Consider the following 19658-nt stretch of genomic DNA (forward strand, 5'->3'; position numbering starts at 1 on the left):
TGAAATCCAAGGCGTTCTGCAACCGTAACCGAAGGTTTGTTTACCTCCATGCAATCCCAATATGGAACCTTACCCTGGTTCAGACAGTCTTTAACCAAACAGTGAGCTATCTTTTGCCCCAGCTTCCTCTTCTGATGTTCTTTGACTGTCTCGATATCGATACAGTGGATGTTCTCAACCACGAAGCCTGAGAAACATACGCTAACGACTTCTTTTGGTAAACGATACAGTAGCCAATACCTTTATTGATGAAATCCTCAGGAGTAGACCAGAATTCATCAATTTTTGAGCGCAGAAAATCAGTGTTTATAGTTGTCCTATTCGCTAGAAGGTCAGCGCTTATTTTTACCACTTCATACCCTTCTTCAAGCTCAGGCTCATTACTGTTGTGATAATCATCCGGTTTCAGCCGATATACCCTCTGATTCCAGTTCCCTAAATTTCGATGTGCAAATATTCTTTCAATCGTACTATGCCACTTATCATGATTGCCCAGTGCTTCGAACCACTCTAATCCTACTTGCTGCGCTTCGGGAATGATAATTGAATCTATAAAATGGTTCAATTCTTGATTGAACCGCTCATTGCTCTCATAGCCAATAAAGATGAAACCATCGTTATTTCCTAGCCAGATCATCCCGGATGTCGGAGACCTTAGGTCATCAACAAATATCCTCCCTGGATTAACTCCCTCAACAACGGCTGCTGCCTCCATTTGTCCTTGTGGATTAAGCAGATGCCTGCATTTTATGAAATCACTTCTATCCAGTTCCCATATCACTAGACTTCCCGCCCTTTTCTTTTATTCAATACATATGAAAATCCCCAATAAATACTGGCGATTACTACAGACGTTAGCACATTGTACAGGAGACCGTTAGGTATTTTATGGTTATAGTTCTTCTTGACATATATAGACGCACAAATATCGTGGCTGGTGAGTTGAATTGAAATCTAACGGATATGAGAGACGTTATTAGGGCGAAAAAGTGACATTTGAAATTCTAACGGATATGAGAGAACTTAATACGAGGAATTACAGTAAAATAAGGTGGTCAGCTAGCAAATAACGGCGCTGATATCCGTTACAATCTCAAAATGGCCGAAATCTTCAAAATAAGGGCTGTGGCATCCGTTAGAGCTCGAACCTCATGGTCAAGCCAAAGAAGGCAGACTGCATAAATGCAGGCTGCCTTCCCAAGTTTTGCAAACAATTTGCACGCTACTGCTAAGAAAGGCAGCGCACGTTGCAGATGGGTCGACCCTGACGGATCATCCCTGAATCCTCTCCTGAATAATCAGCGACGCTTGATTCTTCAAATCGCTAATTTCCTGCATTAATGAGGACACCTTATCAGCATACTGTTGCTTCAATTCCAGATCCTTCAACGAGGCTAAATTGATTTCAACAGTCAACAAAGCCGATTGGGCGGCCGCTTCGAATAGGATGGCGCTGATACCGAGATCGGAGATGACATTTTTGTTCGAGGTCTCTGCGATACCATAAGCACATTCAATACCAGTTCTGCACACTTCCATAAGCTGAACCGGGACTTCGATCGCATTGATCGTGGCTTCATAGATCGCCTGCTTGCGGGCTAGCTTTTCTTCCTCTGTCTCCTTCGGCAGCTTCAGAGCTTCCATATAGTTGTTGAAAGAAGCGATATCGCCATCAAACAACTCCCTGCACTCCTCATTCAGGTGATTCATCGTATGGATCACTGCGAAAATTTGCGGCTCGATATCTGCGAACTTCTCCCCCTGCGACAAATTTCCCACCATCGAGGTCATCGCAGCGCCGAGTACAGCTACAAGTGCAGCGACACTACCACCGCCTGGCGTAGGACTTGAGCTACTCGCTTGATTAACAAAACTATCAATTGAATCTTCCCATGTTATTTTATTCATAAATGACTGCCTCCCCTAATTGGATCTCAACGGCCTTCAGCAAATTCTCGTATAAAATAGCAGTCGTTAATGTACCAACACCGCCCGGTACAGGCGAAATGGCTTGAACATGGTCGGCCACGTCAGTAGCAACATCGCCTACCATCTTCCCATCCTCCGTTTCATTAATCCCCGCATCAACAACAACCAAATCGGCATGAACCATGTGCTTGTTCACAACTTCAGCACGGCCGACAGCCACGAATGCGATCTCGGCGTGACTCAAATGCGAAGCAATGTGCGGAGTACGAGAATGACATACAGTTACTGTTGCATTCTCTCGCTGCAGTAAATGAAATAACGGTAGTCCAACTGTCTGCCCTCGGCCAACCAATGTAACATTCTTACCTTCCAAGCTATAGCCGTAATGCTTAAGCAGCTTGATGCAAGCCTGCGGTGTAGCAGGATAAAGCCCAGCTTCGCCGGTCACTGTAGCTAATTTATTCGCTGGTGTTACGCCATCTACATCCTTCAGCGGAGAGATCGCACGCTCGATTTCAGCCGCAGAAATCTGTTTAGGCAGGGGCAACTCCAGCATAATGCCATGTACCTTCGGATCTTGGTTCAACTCGGCAATCAGTCGCAGAACCTCCTCTTCCGTTACATCCGCACGAAAATCATGAAGTGTGAACTGAACGCCCAGCTTCTCGGCGATTCTCTGCTTCGCCTTGGCATAATAGGCAGAGGCAGGATCTCCTTCAACCAGAATCGTTGCTATCTGAGGCTGAATCCCCTTAGTCTTCAGTTCCTCCACTTTCTCCCGAATCATCGCATATACTTGATCCGCCGCCTCTTTTGCTTTCATTAGCAATGTCATTTTAAGCATCCTCCCCATCATTATGTTGGACTTATCTACTTAACCGCAAAAAGCAAAAAAAGCATCAGCGAACGGCCCGTCAAATTGACGAGACGATCGAAGATACTTTTCCCCAGGCGAACGGAAACGAATATCAGCCGTATGCTCCCTCGTGGTTAATTCCACTCGCTTCGCCAGTCACATACAGCACTATTTCTTTCATATTAGCAAAAATTTGAACGAATGAAAACCTGCACACCATAAATCCAAATTAATCCAACACGTGGTCGACAGAACCATTTTTCTATGTTATCGTACCTATTAATAAGGCATTTCGTTCCACGGGGAACGAAGTGCCTTAGCGCGTATTTATGCGACTTTTACATTAAATGTATTAAGGAGGGTGATGTGATGGTGCTCATGCTTCCCCAGCTACGGGGGCGAAATCCGTAGTCATATAGACGATAGATTTTGAGGGCATTGAATACCAACTATTTCAGAGGAGTGTAGTATAATGAGAACATGTTTTCAAGTTGAAGAACGTATACCTATGAATCGAACGGGATTGAAGCATCTAAGGAATTCGGGACGGCTTCCTGCTGTAGTATTCGGCTCTGGCACAGATAATCAGAATATCCATCTGTCCACCAAGGAATTTGGAAAATGGATAAGACGAGGCAGCGGCGGTATTATTGAACTGAATCTTGAAAATCATGACTCGATTCCTGTTCTTCTGGAAGCGATTCAGCGCGATCCGGTAACACAGGAATATATTCATGTGGATTTCCTGCGTGTCAAGAAAGATGAACTTGTACGGACTAAGGTCAATATCGAGTTCGCTGGTACTCCGAGAGGTACGAAGCTGGGTGGAATCGTCCAAACCCAAAGTACCTTCATTGAAATCGAATCCTTCCCGGATAAGATTCCAGGTTCGATTGTCGCAGATATCAGTCATCTTGAAATCGGGGATTCCTTCCACGTTGGCGACATTGAGCTTCCAGATGGGCTCGTCCTGATCTCGGCCACTAATGAGTTACTTGTCTCAGTAGTTACTCCGAAGGTCCATGAGGATATCGAGGAGACCGTCGAAGCTTAATATATAAATCAGGAATATTACAATATATGTATACCAGCCCTTCGGATTTCCGAGGGGCTTAGTTATTTTACCCTATACCAATACTTATAAAGCTCCTTATACCCAATCTTCTCATAGAGTCGTAGAGCGGGCGCATTATTAGCAACCACCGCCAGATAGCTGTGCCTGGCACCATGCTGCTTGCCCCATTGTAACAAATGGAGAATCATCTGTTCAGCATAACCCTGATTCCGGTAATCCAGGTCCGTAACAATATCGAACAAACCAAGATATCTCTCTCAATCACTGCGTAACCGCAGGCCACGGCCCTTCTGTCGACATACAAGGTGATGAAGCCCTTACGGGTTTTAATATTACCTAGAAGTCTCTCGATCGTCGGTTCATGCTGCTCTTTAACCTGACTCATTCGGCAAAAATCACTGATCCACTCCGAGTCAGCCTCTTCATTTAACTTTACCGATTCCAGTCGTGGCTGTCTAACATGCCCCAGTTCCAGAACCTGAACACTCGTGATATCAAGCTGTGAATATCCCTGTTCTGCTAACAATGTATCCAAATGATCCGGGTGCACAAATGGGGTTATTTTATAAATTACAGGTAGCTGCTCATTCGCATACATTTTCTCGCACTCTACTATTTTCTGCTGTATATCATAGGTAGAGTCATAGATCGGACTTATCGAATTGGCCCTCTTCGTATAACCATTCGCGAACCGCAGTAGCCATCCGTCATACAAGAGTGTCGATAACGACGGCCAATGATTCAAGTATAATTCCTCGATTCGTTTGCTATCCATCGATATCCCCCTTTCATTCATTTGAATTATAATACTATTATATGAATAAACATTCAACAAAATGAAGCATCTTCTCTCCCTGAAAACTTGCATATTCTAACATTTGCTGTTATATTACCAAGGATGGATTCTTAAATAGGAATCATTATTTTTAAACAAGCAGGTGAATGAAAAATGAGTATTCTCAAAGAATTTAAAGAATTTGCCCTTAAAGGCAATGTACTTGATCTAGCGATCGGTGTAATTATCGGTGGCGCTTTTGGTAAGATTGTCGCTTCTCTTGTAAGTGATATCATTATGCCGCTGGTAGGTATCCTTCTTGGTGGTGTCGACTTATCCGGATTAGCATTGACGATTGGTGATGCCCCATTGACTTACGGTGCATTTCTACAGACAGTTATCGATTTCCTAATCGTCTCAGCCGCTATCTTTCTGTTCGTCAAGGCTATTAACAGATTTAAGCGTAAGGAAGAGACTCAGCCAGCACCGGAGGAAGCTCCTAAACCATCAAATGAAGAGGTATTGCTAACAGAAATCCGCGATTTGCTCAGACAGCAAAATAACAAAGCGGCCGAATAACGATCAATTTGATAAGAGAGAGGATACTTGCCATAATTAGGTGAGTATCTTCTTTTCATTTCGATGAAAAGTAGGTTATTAGTAGAAGCAATAAATAGGTGAATAGCAAAATTACATATGAAAAGGGGTTATTTATCATGTTCCGTATGCGCCAAAAAACAGCTCCCGGAGCACCAACACCTATTACCGAATCCAATCTCACTTCTGTTTCATCACTTCAGCAGAGTCTATACTTTCTGCAAATCGATCAGGCAGACCTAGACAATCTTCGTAAAATTACGAAATTGATAGATAATCTGGCAAAACCGATCACAGATCGCCACTATGATCTGCTATTTCAAATTCCCGAAATGCTCCATATTATCAATGATCACAGCACAAAAGAGCGTCTGTCGGTAACATTTATTGACTATTTGAAATCCATACCCCGTATTAAGTTTGACGAGAGCTATATAGCTTCACGTAAAAAAATCGGATTGATCCATAATCGTATTAAGCTTTCTCCAGAGTGGTTCATCGGCTCGTATACAAGAATTTATGAAATTTTGGTTCCTGCCATCGTCCGTGAATTCTCGTCAACCGAAAGCCGGTAAAATTATCATCTCCTTGCAACGAATCATTACACTAGATTCCCAGCTTGTGCTAGAAGCCTATAACGAGGCCCATGACTTCCAATATATTGAGACGAACAGTCAAATCATCGAAGAACTGATTCAAATGGATAAAGTTAAACCGTTAATTGATTCCGTTAGCCTAACTCTGCAGGAAACCATTAATATTAGTTCCGCTACCCAAGAATTAACTGCTTCAATCAATGAAGTAGCCGATCAATCGGTTCAATTGAGCGACCAATCCGATGAAATGATGAAACAAGCTAAGCGGGTACAGCATACGATCCGTGAAGCGCTAAATGATTTTTCGGTCTCTGCGCAAGAAGTATCTGATGCGAGCCAGCAATTCGAAGAGTTCCTGCAATACATCTACAATATTACAGATATCATTGACCTGATTCGCAATGTCGCCGACCAGACTAATTTATTAGCCTTAAATGCATCTATAGAAGCAGCCAGAGCCGGAGAGCAAGGGCTTGGCTTCGCTGTTGTAGCAAGCCAGGTCCGCAAGCTGTCAGAGGAGACGAAACAAGCGGTTGGGCAGATCACGCAGGTCACCTCGAAGGTCCTCGAGACGGCAAATACGATTGGTGAGGGGACAAAATTGATGGGGTCACAAATTGCTAAGCGTGTAGAAGTCACGAACGGTGCAATTAGCGGTCTAGATCAGATCATGGATCAAATCGAGAGTTTCAGTGAGTTTACGGCCAACGTCGCTTCGATTGTTGAGCAGCAAGCAGCCGCTACAAGCGACATAACAGATCGAACCACCATTATGCTCGGCCATCAAGAAGAAATTCAGCAGTATGCGATGGCGACGGGAAGTGATATTTATAATGTTAGCAAAAAGGTAAATTCCCTCCGTATGGAGTCGCTTAATATTAACTCGCACCTTAGTGACATCCAAATACTTCGCACCGTTAAAACCGATCACTTGCTTTGGCGCTGGAGAGTATATAATAGTCTATTAGGTCTCCATCATGATAATAATGAATCAGATAAAGACGGGAAGCTATGCCGATTAGGCAAATGGTATGAGCAGAATAAGAATAATCACAAACTGGCCTCCCTCCCTTCCTTCCAGGCTTTGGTCGAGCCGCATGCGCGCGTACACCATTTGGCTGAAGAAGCGTTGGAATCCATTCGGATTAACAGACGAGATCAGGCGGAAAGCCTTATTATCGAGCTTGAGCAAGCTTCACAGAATGTAGTTCATGTATTGGAACAGCTTAAGCAGGAAATGATTAATCAATTTCGCAGCGTATCCAAAGATGCTTGATCCAATCAATTTCTTCTTAGCCAATGCAAATATTTGATATGAACGGTCTGGCAAGAGCTTTTTGCCAGATCGTTCTATTTTTTTGACGTGTTATTAACTTCAGGCTTTTAATCTAATTAGACATATGTTAAATTAGACGTATGTTAAATCAATTATGACAGAGGTGATTGTTATGCAACTAGATAAAGTCGTTGCTTATCATAAGGCACTTGCTGATCCAACCCGGATAAAAATATTGATCCTGCTCGCTGATGGTGAGCTTAACGGGCAAGTCCTAGCCGAGAAACTATACGTCACTCCCGCTACAATTACACATCATGCAGCTAAACTACGGGCGGCAAGTCTCATTAATGAACGCCGTGAGAAGAATACGATATATTTCTCATTGAACCACTATTTCATCAACGCCTACGGAACAGCAACGACTGATTTGATCTACAGAAATACCAACCGCCTGTCTAAAGGAGATGTAAATCTGATGGAAGATCGAAATCAAAAACTCAAGCAATCCGTCCTATCCAATTTCTTCACAGCAACAGGAAAATTGCAGCATATTCCAGCTCAGCTAAAGAAAAAGCTTATTGTGCTGGAGCACATGATCAGCCAACTTACGCAAGGGTATAGCTATTCTGAGAAAGAAATCAATGAATTCATCAAGCAATACCATGATGACTTCGCTACGATCAGGCGGGAGTTCATCATGCATCAATTCATGAGCCGTGAGAACGATATTTACATCATGAACCCTCCAGAAATGTGGATGAAATGGGAGACGCTGAGCTAAAGTGGGACCTTCATTTCAAACCGCGCCCAAATGCTCCGAAACAAAAAACAACCATAATCCCCTAAACAGGACTATGGTTGTTTTTTGTTTTAAAAACCTCTACTATTTACGATCAATAATAATCCAGCCATCTGCATCCTTCGTTACTGTAGCACCTAGTGATTCAGCGATAAAACGAAGCGGTACATAGGTAGTGCCGTAGGTATCAACGAATACAGGTTGCGGCAGTGTAACTGGGTGACCGTCGATTGTAGCCTTGTCGGAGCCAACGGTTAGCTTAATTTCCCGACCATTGAGGTCATCGGTAATCACGATTTCTTTGGAGCCCTTGGTCCATTTCACTTCTGCATCTAGTAGTTCGGACACATAGCGGAGCGGTACAAAGGATACATTCTTATTGGAAACAATACCGTCGTACTTATCCTCTGGATCAAGCCAAATGTTCTTCTGCGTGATCTTCAAATCGTTCTTGAGGGTCTTATACATCAAGGAGTCTGCTTCGAAATTGCGAAGCATTTGTCCAGGTGTAACATCTCCCTCTGTCATATCGAGAACTCCTGCGCTCGTATCAATCTTGTCGATCTTGACCTCAGTACCAATATTCCAGAGCTCGCTCTCTGTATGAAGCTTGATAGCTGAGACTGGTAAACCCTCACTTGCCGGAAGAGCAATAGCAAGATCCAGATTTTGTTTGCGAATATTTTGTTTGCTATCGAAGTAGAGATCCATGCTAAACGTAGAACTTTTACCGAGAACCGTCGTCAGCTCTGGAGTTTGCTTCAGGGCTTTATCCAGACTGGCATCATAATTGTTCAGGAACTCATTCAGGCTCTCAATCAATTGACCATGGATTGCTCCAACTGTAGCGCCTTTGGAGTCAACTGGAAGACCTGTTCCTACATCAATGCCCTCTTCTTCCATCGAAGTGTAAAGCGGATAGAAAGCATCGTAGAAAGCGTTGATCAGTTCCTTGAGACCCGCTTCATCTTTCACTACTTCTGTCAAGAATGGCTTAACCATTGCCAACAGCTCTTCACCATTCACTTCTACGTGAAGATTGGTCAAAGCCAACGATTCTCCGTTCACTTTATCTTGAACCTGCTTCACGGAGAGCTTCGTCGGATTTGGAGCATGGTTGATGGCGAATTGGACAACCTTCTCGGAGAGGCCTTGAATATTCTCCTGATATTGGCTCATATCAGGGTATCCTATTTCACTATTATCCAGTGATATGTAGAGCGGTTGCTTAGCCCCTTCCAGCTGAATAACCATTCCATCTTTGTCCATGGACAATTGATAAGGCAATTCCTTGCCTTGGAATCCGATAAACCCTTTCATCGATGCAGTATTTTTATCTTGAACTTTACCGCTATCGATAGTAATAGACAATGAATTAATCAGATCTATCATCTTCTGGTCTTCAGCAGTAATGCCGGCCGTAGGTATAAGTTCGATCGAGAGCTTCTGTTTCGACTCGCTGGATGATGGATTCATACTATTTGTGAGCGCTTTGTTGATATCAAGCCCCCAACAGCCTGACATCCAGTCAGCATAACCAACAGCAGCGCCATTGGGATCGCTAACCATTTCATTTTTTTGATCATTATTATGTGTCCCCTTCCTAGTTAATATATTCCATTATGTTTCAACGATCTTTACTTGTAAATAGATTTTCGAATTTTCCGTGACCATATGCTAGATTCCGATTTTATTACAGTCTCTGCTGAACTAAATATGCTATAATAGCTGGGTATCATCAATAAAATATGAAGAAGTTCATGCAGCATTTGCATGAGAGAGGTTCGCGAACTCCCTCTATAAAAAACTAATGGCGCCCAGCCTCTTGTTTAGCATGGGTTTGTTTTTTGTAACGCAGTTCAAGAACTCTCTTCTTCCGATTCAAAATTCAAGAAGAATGAGAGGTTTTTTTATGCTCAAAAACGAAAAAGCCGTCGTCGTTTTCAGCGGCGGACAAGACAGTACCACCTGCCTGTTCTGGGCACTACAGCAATTCCGCGAAGTGGAGGCCATCACCTTCGATTATGGCCAGCGCCATAAGCTGGAGATTGAATGTGCCAAAGAAATCGCTGCCGAGCTGGGTGTAAAGCTAACCGTACTAGACATGAGCTTGCTAGGCCAAATTACACAGAACTCGCTCACGAACAGCGACATGCCGATCGTCCAAGAGGAAGGCGAGTTACCAAGCACTTTTGTCGAAGGACGTAATCACCTATTCCTGAGTTTTGCAGCAGTATTCGCTAAAGGTCGTTCCGCTCGGCATCTTGTTACCGGTGTATGTGAGACTGATTTCAGTGGTTATCCCGATTGCCGAGACGCCTTCGTGAAATCGCTCAATGTGACGCTTAACCTGGCTATGGACTACAACTTCGTCATCCATACTCCGCTGATGTGGATCGACAAGGCCGAGACATGGAAGCTGGCCGATGAACTCGGAGCTTTTGATTTTGTTAGAGAACGTACACTGACCTGTTACAACGGTATCATCGGTGATGGCTGCGGGGAATGCCCTGCCTGCAAGCTTAGAAGAGCCGGACTAGAGAATTACTTGGCCATGCGCCAAGGGAGATGTCCTCATGACCCGGGTCCCTGGTGAATTCCGCATTGTAGACCGTCTGCAAAAATATGGACAGGATATACAGCGTGAACAGCTGAAATACCATCAACACCGCGTGCTGGTGAGCAAGGAATTCACCTTCGATGCGGCTCATCATCTGTATGCCTATGAAGGCAAATGCAAGAACCTCCATGGACATACGTACAAAGTGGTATTTGGTATCAGCGGCATGCCAAATGAAATCGGCATTACCGTTGATTTTGGAACGATCAAGACGATCTGGAAAGAAGAGATTGAATGTTTCCTGGATCACCGTTATTTAAACGAGACGCTGCCGCTAATGAATACGACGGCTGAGAATATGGTCGTCTGGTTATTTGAACGGATGGAGAAGGCCCTGCAATCCGAAGCCTACCGCTCCACTATTCTCGGAGGACGTACGGAATTCGTCCGGCTGTACGAGACGGGACTAGCTATGCCGAAGCAAGACGGGAGTGGATGTATGATGAATAGTGCACACCGTTCCTTGATTCCCGTTCTAGAGATCTTCGGACCGACCGTTCAAGGTGAAGGCATGGTTATCGGTCAGAAGACCATGTTCGTACGTACCGCCGGCTGCGACTACCATTGCAGTTGGTGCGACTCTGCCTTCACTTGGGATGGAAGCGCCAAGAAAGCGATACGGTTGCTGACTGCGACAGAAATTTGGGAAGAACTGCGGCAGATTGGGCAAGACCGTTTCTCCCATGTCACCCTATCCGGTGGTAACCCGCTTCTACTGCCACAGCTCCAATCGCTAATTGATTTGCTGCATCAACAGGGTGTAACTGTCGCTGTCGAGACACAAGGCTCGCGTTGGCAGGATTGGCTAGCCGAGGTCGAACAAGTCACAATCTCCCCGAAGCCGCCAAGCTCTGGGATGAACACAGACTGGTCTAAGCTGAGCGAGATCGTGTGTAACCTTAACAATCGTCCCGCTTCCTATAGTATGAGTCTGAAGGTTGTCGTATTCGATGATCTTGATCTGAATTATGCCAAAGAGGTACACCAGCGTTATCCCGAAGTACCTATGTATATACAAGTAGGAAATCCAGATGTGCATCGTATGGACATCAATAGCCATGCTAGTGATCTGCTTGAGCGCTATGAGCACCTAATTGATCAGGTCATGGATTCGTCTGAGCTCAACAACGTTAGAGTGTTGCCGCAGCTACATGCCTTAGTATGGGGGAACAAACGCGGCGTTTGACAAATAACACCAGAATACTTCATTACATGATTCATTTTAAGGAGGATGTTCTCTATGTCAGGAAGACAACAGGAAGAAATGCAGGATATTACCCTGCTTGGCAACCAAGCCGTTAACTATCCGCTGACCTATACACCGGAAATTTTGGAGAGCTTCGACAACAAGCATCCGTACCGCGATTATTTTGTTAAATTCAACTGTCCAGAATTCACAAGCCTCTGTCCTATTACCGGGCAGCCCGATTTCGCCACGATCTATATCAGCTACATTCCCGACCTGAAAATGGTTGAGAGCAAATCGCTCAAGCTGTATCTGTTCAGCTTCCGCAACCATGGCGATTTTCATGAGGATTGCGTCAACATCATTATGAATGACCTTATTAAGCTGATGGATCCTAAATACATTGAAGTGTGGGGGAAATTCACCCCGCGCGGCGGCATCTCCATCGATCCGTACTGCAACTACGGACGCCCGGGTACGAAATATGAGTCCATGGCTGATCACCGATTGATGAACCATGACATGTATCCCGAGAAGGTCGATAACCGATAATTTAGAGAGAAGCCCCTCGTGGATTCGTAGCATCCCGACATTCAAAACGAGCCTTAGAATAAAATTCTAGAGGCTCGTTTTTTTATGGTATCTATTTGATTATCAAATCAACATTTTGTATCCAATCCTCACCGAGTCTCATCTCATTGCAATATTTTGCTACAATATAGATAAAATTCATTAACCGGGAGGATTCTCAGCTATGAAACCACGGGTTTATATTGCCAGGGAAATACCGAAAGATGTCGAAGCTTACATCGGAGAACATTGTGACTACTCGATTTGGGACCAGCCGGGATCAATTCCTCTTGAGTTGCTGTACCAGAATATCGGCAACGCCGCAGGGTTGCTCACTTCCGGAACAAGTATCAACAAGGAACTACTGGAGCATGCCCCCCAATTAAAAGTCGTCAGCAACATCAGCGTAGGCTACAACAACTTCGACCTTGAGGCGATGCGAGAACATAAAGTTCTCGGTACCAATACCCCGAGGTGCTTGATGATACCGTCGCAGACTTGATCATCGCTCTAATGCTGTCCGTAGCCCGCCGTGTACCGGAACTTGATAAGTATGTCAGGGCTGGTCGATGGCAGCGTGATGACAACGAACAGCTATTCGGCCTGGATGTTCACCATAAGACGTTGGGAATCATCGGTATGGGTAATATCGGACAAGCCGTAGCCAGACGGGCAAAATGGGGATTCGGGATGAACCTGCTGTACCACAACCGCGGTCAGAATCTTGCTGTCGAAACTGAATTAGGCGCTGAATATCGCTCTAAGGATGAACTACTGCGGGAGGCCGATTTTATCGTACTGATGACGCCTCTTACTCCAGAGACCCAGCATTATATCGGAGCACGTGAATTCGCGCTAATGAAGCCTACTGCTGTGTTCATCAATGCATCACGCGGGGCCACAGTCGATGAATCCGCTATGATTGAGGCGCTGAACACCAGGCAAATATACGGCGCAGGACTGGATGTATTCGAGCAAGAACCTGTTGCACCCGACAATCCGCTATTATCCATGGACCATGTTGTAGTCCTGCCGCATATCGGTTCGGCAACAGCTAAGACAAGACTGAACATGGCGATGCTTGCGGCGAAGAACCTCGTTGATGCCCTCTATGGTAGAAGACCGGCACAATTAGTCAAAGAGCTGCAAGATATATACGAACCGTAAGAAGATGATCGAAAATAAACAAGCCCGCCTATTCCGCGCACCTCCGATTCGCTTTTAAAGCTTCGGTTAGTGCGGCAGTCAGGCGGGCTCTGCTTATTTATAGAGGTTGTTCATTACATTATCCATGCTGGTTCGTAACCTCAGCACTCTTCGCCGCTTCTTTTGGCTTAATGCGATCCTTCGGCATCATGATAACAACAACTACAGCTAATGCAGTTGGAATCAAGGCCCACATAAAGGTATGAGTGATCGAAGAAGATAGCGCACCTGTTATTTTTTCTAAAATCGGTGCCGGAATTTGAGCTCTCTTCTCCGGACTAAGCATATCCCGTGTGTCTCCGAAGCTATGTCCAGATTGCCCCATTCCTGCAAATGCATCAGCCATATTACTCGCCAGCAGATTACGCTGAACAATCCCGAAAATCGTAATGCCAAGCGTCATGCCCAGCGATCTCAGGAATGAGTTCGTTGAAGTCGCTGCTCCGCGCTGCCGAGCATCAAAATGATGTACCGCAGCCATGCCAAGTACGGAGAACGAGAACCCTACGCCAAATCCGGTCAAAATACTATACACAGTCAACAGCATACGAGATGAATCGCTAGTCAGTGTACTCAGAGCAAAAATACCGCCCAAGAAGAACACCGCAGAGATCATCATTATACTCCGGTAGGACATTTTCGAAGATAAGATCCCACCCAACATACTGCCAAATACAGATCCCAACATCATCGGCATCAGAATAATTCCTGAATTCGTCGCTGATCCACCGTATACCCCTTGCACATAGATTGGAATATATACCGTCGCAATAATAAACACACTACCATAGAACAGCGCAAGCAAGCTGCTTGTAGCATACAATGGAATTTTAAACATCGAGAACGAAATGACCGGTTCCTTGGCCCGTACCTCCACTAGCAGGAAGGAAACGAACAATACGGCAAATCCAACAAATAAGCTGATAATCACAGCAGAATTCCAGGCATATTTTTGCCCGCCCAGTTCAAGTGCAAACATCAGACAGATAACAGCACCAACCAGTGTAAACGCTCCGCCCCAGTCAATCCGTTGTTTCTCATGTGTCAATGATTCATGATAGAACACGATAATCAGGCCAAGCGCAATAATACCAATAGGTACATTAATATAGAAGACCCAGTTCCAGCCCCAATGGTCCGTAATGAACGCACCGAGCAACGGGCCGAAAATGCTCGAAGTCCCGAATACAGCCCCCATTAGTCCCGTCATTTTACCACGCTTCTCGATCGGGAAGATATCGTAAATAATCGTAAAGGCAATCGGCATCAGTGCTCCGCCACCGATCCCTTGAATCGCACGGAAAATGCTAAGCTGAACGATACTTGTTGCAATCCCGCACAGCACTGAACCGAGAATAAACATCACGATACCAAAAATAAAAAATCTTTTCCGTCCGTACATATCGGACAGCTTGCCGAAGATCGGCGTCCCTGCCATAACTGCTACCATATATGCGGAGGTGACCCATACGAACTGATCCATCCCGCCTAGCTCGGAGACGATCGTTCCCATCGCCGTTGTTACGATCGTATTGTCCATGGCTGACATTAAAATGCCGAGCAGCAAGCCGAACAATATGAACTTTGTCTTGTCCTTTTTCTCAGCGATCACAAAGCGACCTCCTATGACTAAAATTTAAATAACAATATAATTGTATGAAGGAATGCAACAAATGTAAATAACTTTCAAACATTTTTTGTCAATCTCTATGACCTATAACATGATGCATTAGAACTACATCCAACTATCCCCGCACATCCCATCATCTCCCTAAAAAACGCAGTATCATTGAAATATTTACCAATTATGCTAAAATGAAATCAGGAGGGATCAACTATGGAAAGCTGGATTATATGGACAATTGGCAGTTGTCTCGTCGCCTATTTCATTTTCATGGTTGTCATTCAGTACCAGTACCTTGGTGAACTTCGCAAGAAGCAGCATAAGAACGGTGAAGAGCAGAATGCGTATTATGAAAAAATGTCTTTCGAAGAGGAGCAACTGCATTATCGCATGCAAAGCTTCTGGCCTGCCGCAGCGGTTGCCGCACTCATCTACAAAATGGTACGGCTGTTCAAGAAGAACAGTACAACGGCTTAATACGATAGATATTTAGAAGAGATGCTCGGGATACTAACCTGGGCATCTCTTTTGTCGCCAGATTCCTTCTGCCGAACTATCGTTAGCGATTCAATTAGCCTATAATAGTAATGAATAGTATTAGAAAGGAAGTAAAAAACCATGAACCCTAAATGGTCCGGACTTGAACAAAATATGAAGCAATCTGGGATCGACACCATGCTCATTACTGATCCCAAACATGTATATTACTTAACTGGCTTTCTGAGCGACCCTCATGAGAGATTCCTGGGAGCTGTGCTGCAGACAGGCCACGAGCCATTCATGCTCGTTCCCGCCCTCGATGAAGAGGCTGCCCGCGCGGCGTCGGATATTACCGACATTATCACACATCAGGATACGGATAATCCTTATCAAATATTAGCAGCAAAAATAAAAGGAAATATCGGTACAATCGGACTCGAAAAAGAAAACCTGTCCATGGCACGTTATGAAGCGCTGCAGGAAGCGCTCTCCTTCTCAGCAAGCTTCGATCTAGGTCCTTGGCTTCGAGAGCTACGGATGCACAAATCTCCTGAGGAAGTGGGCAAGCTTCGCCACGCCATTTCCTTAATCGAGCAAGTATTGCAGGAGGCGCTCAAGCAGGTGAAGGAAGGCGTTTCTGAGAATGAACTGGTAGCTGAAGTCGAATATCAGATTCGCAAGCTTGGGGCAGACGGACCTTCCTTCGACTCGATGGTATTGTTCGGCGAGAATGCTGCACTTCCACACGGAGTACCGGGCAAAAGACAGCTGCGTCGCGGTGATTTGGTCATGTTCGATATCGGGGTCTACGCAGACGGTTACGCTTCAGACATTACCCGTACCTTCGCTTATGGGGAGATCACGGACGAACAGACTCGGATCTACAATACTGTACTAGCTGCTAATGAAGCGGCAATTGCCCAGATTCGACCTGGGGTCACCTTCGCCTCCATTGATAAAGCTGCCCGAGATTTGATTACCGAGGCGGGTTACGGAGAGTACTTCTTGCATCGCCTTGGTCATGGGCTCGGCATCGATGTCCATGAATTCCCGTCCGTACATGGCTTGAATGAGCTCACGCTCTCAGCTGGCAACGTATTTACCGTCGAGCCAGGCATCTATGTCCCTGGTATCGCCGGCGTCCGGATTGAAGACGATGTGCTTGTTACCGAATCCGGCGTTGATGTACTGACTCAATTTCCGAAGCAGCTTACTTTTATCGACTGAGTTTATAGCTAGCAAGAGCTGCTGCACTCTATCTCCAACAACAAAACCTCCAAGTCCGCACAATTGCGGTCCTGGAGGTTATTTGTTTTATTTCACATGCTCTAGTTCCGGCTCACCATCTGGATGGAAGTTGCGTGCAATGTATAGAAATGGCGTTCCCACCGCAGTCAGCGCGAATTTAATAATATAAGTAGTGAACAGGATTTCCAACCAAACGTCAAAGCTGTATTTGCCAATGAAAGCAATGGTACAGAAGATCAACGTATCTACAAAAGAACTCACCATCGTACTTCCGTTATTGCGGATCCAGAGTTGATTGCGCAGCGGGTAGAAACGACGGATCCAAGCGTACAGTCGGACATTGAGAAACTGACTCACAAAATAGGCTGTCAGACTTCCGAGCGCTAGCCTTGGCATCAGACCGAAAATCGTATTGAGCGAATCCTGTGCTAGATCACCCGGCTGCGGCTGGAATACAAGAACCATCTGCATAAGAATCGTCGTCATAATCAAAGTGAAGAAACCGAACCATACCGCCTTCTTCGCCTCTTGACGACCATACTTCTCATTTAGTAGATCGCTCGTCAAATATAGGCTTACATACATCGTATTGCCGAGCGTCATCACAATCCCAAACATATCAATCGTCTTAACGACTTGAATATTGGCTATGACGGTAGCAACCCCGATCCATGCGTATAGCCCCTTCTTTCCGAACCAGCGATAACAGATTAGGAAGAAGGTCAGATTCACGAGCATATATACAAGACCCCAGAAAAAGTTAAACATAGCGTTCCTCCTAGTTTTGGTTACGCGGGATGGTTACGAACCGCGGCTGATTTCAATCAGCATTTCTTACAATAACATAGCTCTCCGCAAGTTGCCACCCTATTATTCCTTCCATTATAAATGTTGTTCAAAAAGTTCACTTTTAATCCGAAGTAGATCAAGAAACAAACTCGTCATCTCACCCTGAATTCACTTTCTTGAAACAATGAAAGCGCTATTATATAGAAAATAAATAATATCATTGTTTATACGTTTCATTTTGTCTTACAATACTTTTATATGTCCTTTTAACCATATACATAAAAACAAGAAGAAAATCACTAGATTGATAGGGAGAATCAGAAATATATCATGAGAAAAATAAATCAATCCATTGGTCGCAAATTTATGCTGACTTTTGCGGTCATCACAATCCTGTCGTCCATTTTGTTCAGCGCAAGCTTCTATTTTATCGCTATGGGCATTATTAAAGAGAATGTACTGCCTCAATTCGATGAGGTTCTGCATACAAGTTCTAAAGATATTTACAAAGGACTCGATAATTCTCAGGCCCTACAGCTTATTAAAGGAAACGAAAATTCACGTTTTGCTGTAGAGTCCTATCTCACCAAAAAGGTTGACGAATTCCATCTACATACCGCCTATATTCTCGATATTAAAGAAGATAAAGCAATCGTGATTGGAATTAACAAAGATTCAATTATGAAGGTTGGCGACGAGCTTAGCATCCAGGATGGTATGAAGGTTCAAGATCCTGGAAAATTGAGTATCAGTGATCTGTATAGTGATCAATACGGTGTACACAAAACGGCGTACATTCATCTGTCTGGAAGCACAGCAGTTCTGGCTGTAGGCATGGACGCAAACTTCGTCAAACAGAAGGAAGATCAGATTCTATGGACAGGAACTGGGCTCGCTGCCGTTGTTATCGTCTTGGCTCTGATCGCAGCTTATCTGAATAGTAGACGCATTGTTAAACCAATTAAGAGATTGGCTGTAGTAACTAAGCAAATGGCCCAGGGCGATTTAAGCCAACAGATTACGATTACCGGCCATGATGAGATTGCTGAACTCTCAGCCAGCTTCCAGACGATGATTACCGAGCTAAAAGAAATGATCACCAAAGTTCAAAATAGCTCCCACGGTGTAATCCAAGGTTCTGATCAGATTTATCAGTCGGTGAGTACCTTCCAGCAATTGATCGAGCATTCCGGCAACTCGATGCAGGAAGTTGAAAAAGGCAGCACCGTAATCGCAGGAGCGGCTGAAGAGAATGCCCGCGCCATGGAAGAGATATCACAAGGGGTCCAGCATATCGCCAGTTCCTCGGCAGAAGTCACAGAGCGAATCAGTCAAGCTTCGGAGGAGGCTGACAACGGTAATGAATTGGCCAAGTCGGCAACCGAGCAGATGCGCCAAGTCGAGCAAGCCGCAGCAGCATCGTTGACGCACATTTCAACATTGAATGAACGTGCTGCATCTATTATTCAAGTTGTGGACCTAATCACAAACATTACGAAGCAGGTTCATATTTTGGCCCTGAATGCGGCGATTGAAGCAGCACGGGCTGGAGAGCACGGTAAAGGCTTCTCCGTCGTCGCCGATGAAATCCGTCTGCTCGCAGAGCAGACGAAGGATGCGACTACGAAAATCAGCGAGTACCTGCTAAGTATCCAGGAGGAAACCGTAAACTCGATGCAGACGATGCAGCGCGCTGCTCATGAGATTAGTTCGGGTACGGAGCAAGTAAGCCAGGCAGAGATAGCGTTCAGTCATCTGACCGAATTGATCTCAGAGATTAACTCCAGCGTTCAGTCCGTCTCGGCGGCAACCCAGCAAATCTCGGCCAGTACGGAGGAAGTGACTGCTTCTGTTGAAGAATCAGCTACTATTACCGGGAAGTCACTTCGCAGAATCGAGGAGATCTCCAATAACTCCAAGCAGCAAGTTGATGAAATGAAGAACCATGTCCAAGTGATTGAACAACTCCATCAACATGCTCTTTCCTTAAGAGAATCCGTTGATAAGTTTAAAGTTTAATTCCTTCTTC

Annotated in this window: 18 protein-coding genes, 3 pseudogenes and 2 riboswitches; of the genes and pseudogenes, 13 read left to right on the forward strand and 8 right to left on the reverse strand. The window is 44.9% G+C overall.

Going from position 1 to position 19658, the window contains the following annotated elements:
* Positions 1 to 35: 35 nt before the first annotated feature.
* From RE628_RS21230 to RE628_RS21240, 3 genes and pseudogenes are all read right to left on the reverse strand, one after another.
* A pseudogene (locus RE628_RS21230) lies at positions 36 to 715 on the reverse strand (GNAT family N-acetyltransferase); the annotation flags it as partial.
* Positions 716 to 1272: 557 nt separating this feature from the next.
* Positions 1273 to 1908 (reverse strand): cyclodeaminase/cyclohydrolase family protein, encoded by a 636-nt coding sequence (locus RE628_RS21235; protein ID WP_309154902.1) that lies wholly within the window; start codon positions 1906 to 1908, stop codon positions 1273 to 1275.
* Positions 1901 to 2764, reverse strand: coding sequence for a bifunctional 5,10-methylenetetrahydrofolate dehydrogenase/5,10-methenyltetrahydrofolate cyclohydrolase (locus RE628_RS21240; protein WP_309154903.1), 864 nt, complete (start codon positions 2762 to 2764; stop codon positions 1901 to 1903). Before RE628_RS21240 ends, RE628_RS21235 begins: the two co-directional genes overlap by 8 nt.
* A 103-nt stretch (positions 2765 to 2867) precedes the next feature.
* Positions 2868 to 2955, reverse strand: a riboswitch (ZMP/ZTP riboswitch).
* 302 nt (positions 2956 to 3257) lie between these two features.
* On the opposite strand from RE628_RS21240, the gene RE628_RS21245 reads away from it, so the two are divergent.
* On the forward strand, positions 3258 to 3839 hold the full coding sequence (locus RE628_RS21245) for a 50S ribosomal protein L25 (protein ID WP_309154904.1): 582 nt from the start codon (positions 3258 to 3260) through the stop codon (positions 3837 to 3839).
* Between the two features lie 62 nt (positions 3840 to 3901).
* Here RE628_RS21245 and RE628_RS21250 read toward each other — a convergent pair whose 3' ends face one another.
* Both RE628_RS21250 and RE628_RS21255 read right to left on the reverse strand, forming a co-directional pair.
* Positions 3902 to 4102: a GNAT family N-acetyltransferase gene (locus RE628_RS21250; RefSeq protein ID WP_375142957.1), complete on the reverse strand. Its 201-nt coding sequence runs from the start codon at positions 4100 to 4102 to the stop codon at positions 3902 to 3904.
* The gene (locus RE628_RS21255) at positions 4045 to 4635 is read right to left on the reverse strand and encodes a GNAT family N-acetyltransferase, cg3035/Rv0428c family (protein WP_309154906.1); all 591 of its coding nucleotides are present in this window, start codon (positions 4633 to 4635) and stop codon (positions 4045 to 4047) included. Before RE628_RS21255 ends, RE628_RS21250 begins: the two co-directional genes overlap by 58 nt.
* 174 nt (positions 4636 to 4809) lie before the next feature.
* On the opposite strand from RE628_RS21255, the gene mscL reads away from it, so the two are divergent.
* From mscL to RE628_RS21275, 4 genes are all read left to right on the forward strand, one after another.
* Positions 4810 to 5214 carry a large conductance mechanosensitive channel protein MscL gene (gene mscL / locus RE628_RS21260; protein WP_309154907.1) on the forward strand — a complete coding sequence of 135 codons (405 nt, stop codon included), beginning with the start codon at positions 4810 to 4812 and terminating at the stop codon, positions 5212 to 5214.
* A 137-nt stretch (positions 5215 to 5351) separates the two neighbouring features.
* Positions 5352 to 5807 carry a protoglobin domain-containing protein gene (locus tag RE628_RS21265; RefSeq protein WP_309154908.1) on the forward strand — a complete coding sequence of 152 codons (456 nt, stop codon included), beginning with the start codon at positions 5352 to 5354 and terminating at the stop codon, positions 5805 to 5807.
* A 13-nt stretch (positions 5808 to 5820) separates the two neighbouring features.
* On the forward strand, positions 5821 to 7104 hold the full coding sequence (locus tag RE628_RS21270) for a methyl-accepting chemotaxis protein (protein WP_309154909.1): 1284 nt from the start codon (positions 5821 to 5823) through the stop codon (positions 7102 to 7104).
* Positions 7105 to 7276: 172 nt separating this feature from the next.
* Positions 7277 to 7888 carry a DUF2087 domain-containing protein gene (locus RE628_RS21275; RefSeq protein WP_309154910.1) on the forward strand — a complete coding sequence of 204 codons (612 nt, stop codon included), beginning with the start codon at positions 7277 to 7279 and terminating at the stop codon, positions 7886 to 7888.
* 102 nt (positions 7889 to 7990) lie between these two features.
* On the opposite strand, the gene RE628_RS21280 is transcribed toward RE628_RS21275, so the two are convergent.
* Complete coding sequence (locus RE628_RS21280) at positions 7991 to 9475, reverse strand: copper amine oxidase N-terminal domain-containing protein (protein WP_309154911.1); 1485 nt, start codon at positions 9473 to 9475, stop codon at positions 7991 to 7993.
* A 204-nt stretch (positions 9476 to 9679) separates the two neighbouring features.
* Positions 9680 to 9723, forward strand: a riboswitch (PreQ1 riboswitch).
* Positions 9724 to 9818: 95 nt separating this feature from the next.
* Here RE628_RS21280 and queC point away from each other — a divergent pair.
* The 5 genes and pseudogenes from queC (at position 9819) to RE628_RS21305 (ending at position 13449) form a co-directional block, all read left to right on the forward strand.
* Positions 9819 to 10502 (forward strand): 7-cyano-7-deazaguanine synthase QueC, encoded by a 684-nt coding sequence (gene queC / locus RE628_RS21285; protein WP_309154912.1) that lies wholly within the window; start codon positions 9819 to 9821, stop codon positions 10500 to 10502.
* Positions 10483 to 10866: pseudogene (queD, locus tag RE628_RS21290) on the forward strand (6-carboxytetrahydropterin synthase QueD); the annotation flags it as partial. The gene queC and the pseudogene queD, both read left to right, overlap by 20 nt.
* A 102-nt stretch (positions 10867 to 10968) precedes the next feature.
* On the forward strand, positions 10969 to 11712 hold the full coding sequence (gene queE, locus RE628_RS21295) for a 7-carboxy-7-deazaguanine synthase QueE (protein ID WP_309159523.1): 744 nt from the start codon (positions 10969 to 10971) through the stop codon (positions 11710 to 11712).
* 54 nt (positions 11713 to 11766) lie between these two features.
* Positions 11767 to 12264, forward strand: a complete 498-nt coding sequence (queF, locus tag RE628_RS21300) for a preQ(1) synthase (RefSeq protein WP_309154913.1) — start codon at positions 11767 to 11769, stop codon at positions 12262 to 12264.
* Positions 12265 to 12466: 202 nt separating this feature from the next.
* Positions 12467 to 13449 (forward strand): annotated as a pseudogene (locus RE628_RS21305) (2-hydroxyacid dehydrogenase).
* 118 nt (positions 13450 to 13567) lie between these two features.
* Here the strand turns inward: RE628_RS21305 and RE628_RS21310 are convergent.
* Positions 13568 to 15097, reverse strand: coding sequence for an MDR family MFS transporter (locus RE628_RS21310; RefSeq protein WP_309159524.1), 1530 nt, complete (start codon positions 15095 to 15097; stop codon positions 13568 to 13570).
* 228 nt (positions 15098 to 15325) lie between these two features.
* Between RE628_RS21310 and RE628_RS21315 the strand changes: the two genes are divergently transcribed.
* Both RE628_RS21315 and RE628_RS21320 read left to right on the forward strand, forming a co-directional pair.
* On the forward strand, positions 15326 to 15589 hold the full coding sequence (locus RE628_RS21315) for a DUF3949 domain-containing protein (protein WP_309154914.1): 264 nt from the start codon (positions 15326 to 15328) through the stop codon (positions 15587 to 15589).
* A gap of 141 nt (positions 15590 to 15730) precedes the next feature.
* Positions 15731 to 16819: a M24 family metallopeptidase gene (locus RE628_RS21320; RefSeq protein ID WP_309154915.1), complete on the forward strand. Its 1089-nt coding sequence runs from the start codon at positions 15731 to 15733 to the stop codon at positions 16817 to 16819.
* An 87-nt stretch (positions 16820 to 16906) separates the two neighbouring features.
* On the opposite strand, the gene RE628_RS21325 is transcribed toward RE628_RS21320, so the two are convergent.
* Positions 16907 to 17608: a queuosine precursor transporter gene (locus tag RE628_RS21325; protein WP_309154917.1), complete on the reverse strand. Its 702-nt coding sequence runs from the start codon at positions 17606 to 17608 to the stop codon at positions 16907 to 16909.
* Positions 17609 to 17959: 351 nt separating this feature from the next.
* On the opposite strand from RE628_RS21325, the gene RE628_RS21330 reads away from it, so the two are divergent.
* A complete protein-coding gene (locus tag RE628_RS21330) occupies positions 17960 to 19648 on the forward strand; it encodes a methyl-accepting chemotaxis protein (protein WP_309154918.1) in 1689 nt (562 codons plus the stop codon).
* Positions 19649 to 19658 lie beyond the last annotated feature (10 nt).

The sequence above is a fragment of the Paenibacillus sp. D2_2 genome, from assembly GCF_031199965.1.
In the GTDB taxonomy this organism is placed as follows: Bacteria; Bacillota; Bacilli; order Paenibacillales; family Paenibacillaceae; genus Fontibacillus.

Coding starts and splice junctions, on each gene's coding strand:
- RE628_RS21235 (WP_309154902.1), bottom strand. CDS start 1,908: ATGAATAAAATAACATGGGAAGATTCAATTGATAGTTTTGTTAATCAA.
- RE628_RS21240 (WP_309154903.1), bottom strand. CDS start 2,764: ATGACATTGCTAATGAAAGCAAAAGAGGCGGCGGATCAAGTATATGCG.
- RE628_RS21245 (WP_309154904.1), top strand. CDS start 3,258: ATGAGAACATGTTTTCAAGTTGAAGAACGTATACCTATGAATCGAACG.
- RE628_RS21255 (WP_309154906.1), bottom strand. CDS start 4,635: ATGGATAGCAAACGAATCGAGGAATTATACTTGAATCATTGGCCGTCG.
- mscL (WP_309154907.1), top strand. CDS start 4,810: ATGAGTATTCTCAAAGAATTTAAAGAATTTGCCCTTAAAGGCAATGTA.
- RE628_RS21265 (WP_309154908.1), top strand. CDS start 5,352: ATGTTCCGTATGCGCCAAAAAACAGCTCCCGGAGCACCAACACCTATT.
- RE628_RS21275 (WP_309154910.1), top strand. CDS start 7,277: ATGCAACTAGATAAAGTCGTTGCTTATCATAAGGCACTTGCTGATCCA.
- RE628_RS21280 (WP_309154911.1), bottom strand. CDS start 9,475: ATGGTTAGCGATCCCAATGGCGCTGCTGTTGGTTATGCTGACTGGATG.
- queC (WP_309154912.1), top strand. CDS start 9,819: ATGCTCAAAAACGAAAAAGCCGTCGTCGTTTTCAGCGGCGGACAAGAC.
- queE (WP_309159523.1), top strand. CDS start 10,969: ATGAATAGTGCACACCGTTCCTTGATTCCCGTTCTAGAGATCTTCGGA.
- queF (WP_309154913.1), top strand. CDS start 11,767: ATGTCAGGAAGACAACAGGAAGAAATGCAGGATATTACCCTGCTTGGC.
- RE628_RS21315 (WP_309154914.1), top strand. CDS start 15,326: ATGGAAAGCTGGATTATATGGACAATTGGCAGTTGTCTCGTCGCCTAT.
- RE628_RS21320 (WP_309154915.1), top strand. CDS start 15,731: ATGAACCCTAAATGGTCCGGACTTGAACAAAATATGAAGCAATCTGGG.
- RE628_RS21325 (WP_309154917.1), bottom strand. CDS start 17,608: ATGTTTAACTTTTTCTGGGGTCTTGTATATATGCTCGTGAATCTGACC.
- RE628_RS21330 (WP_309154918.1), top strand. CDS start 17,960: ATGAGAAAAATAAATCAATCCATTGGTCGCAAATTTATGCTGACTTTT.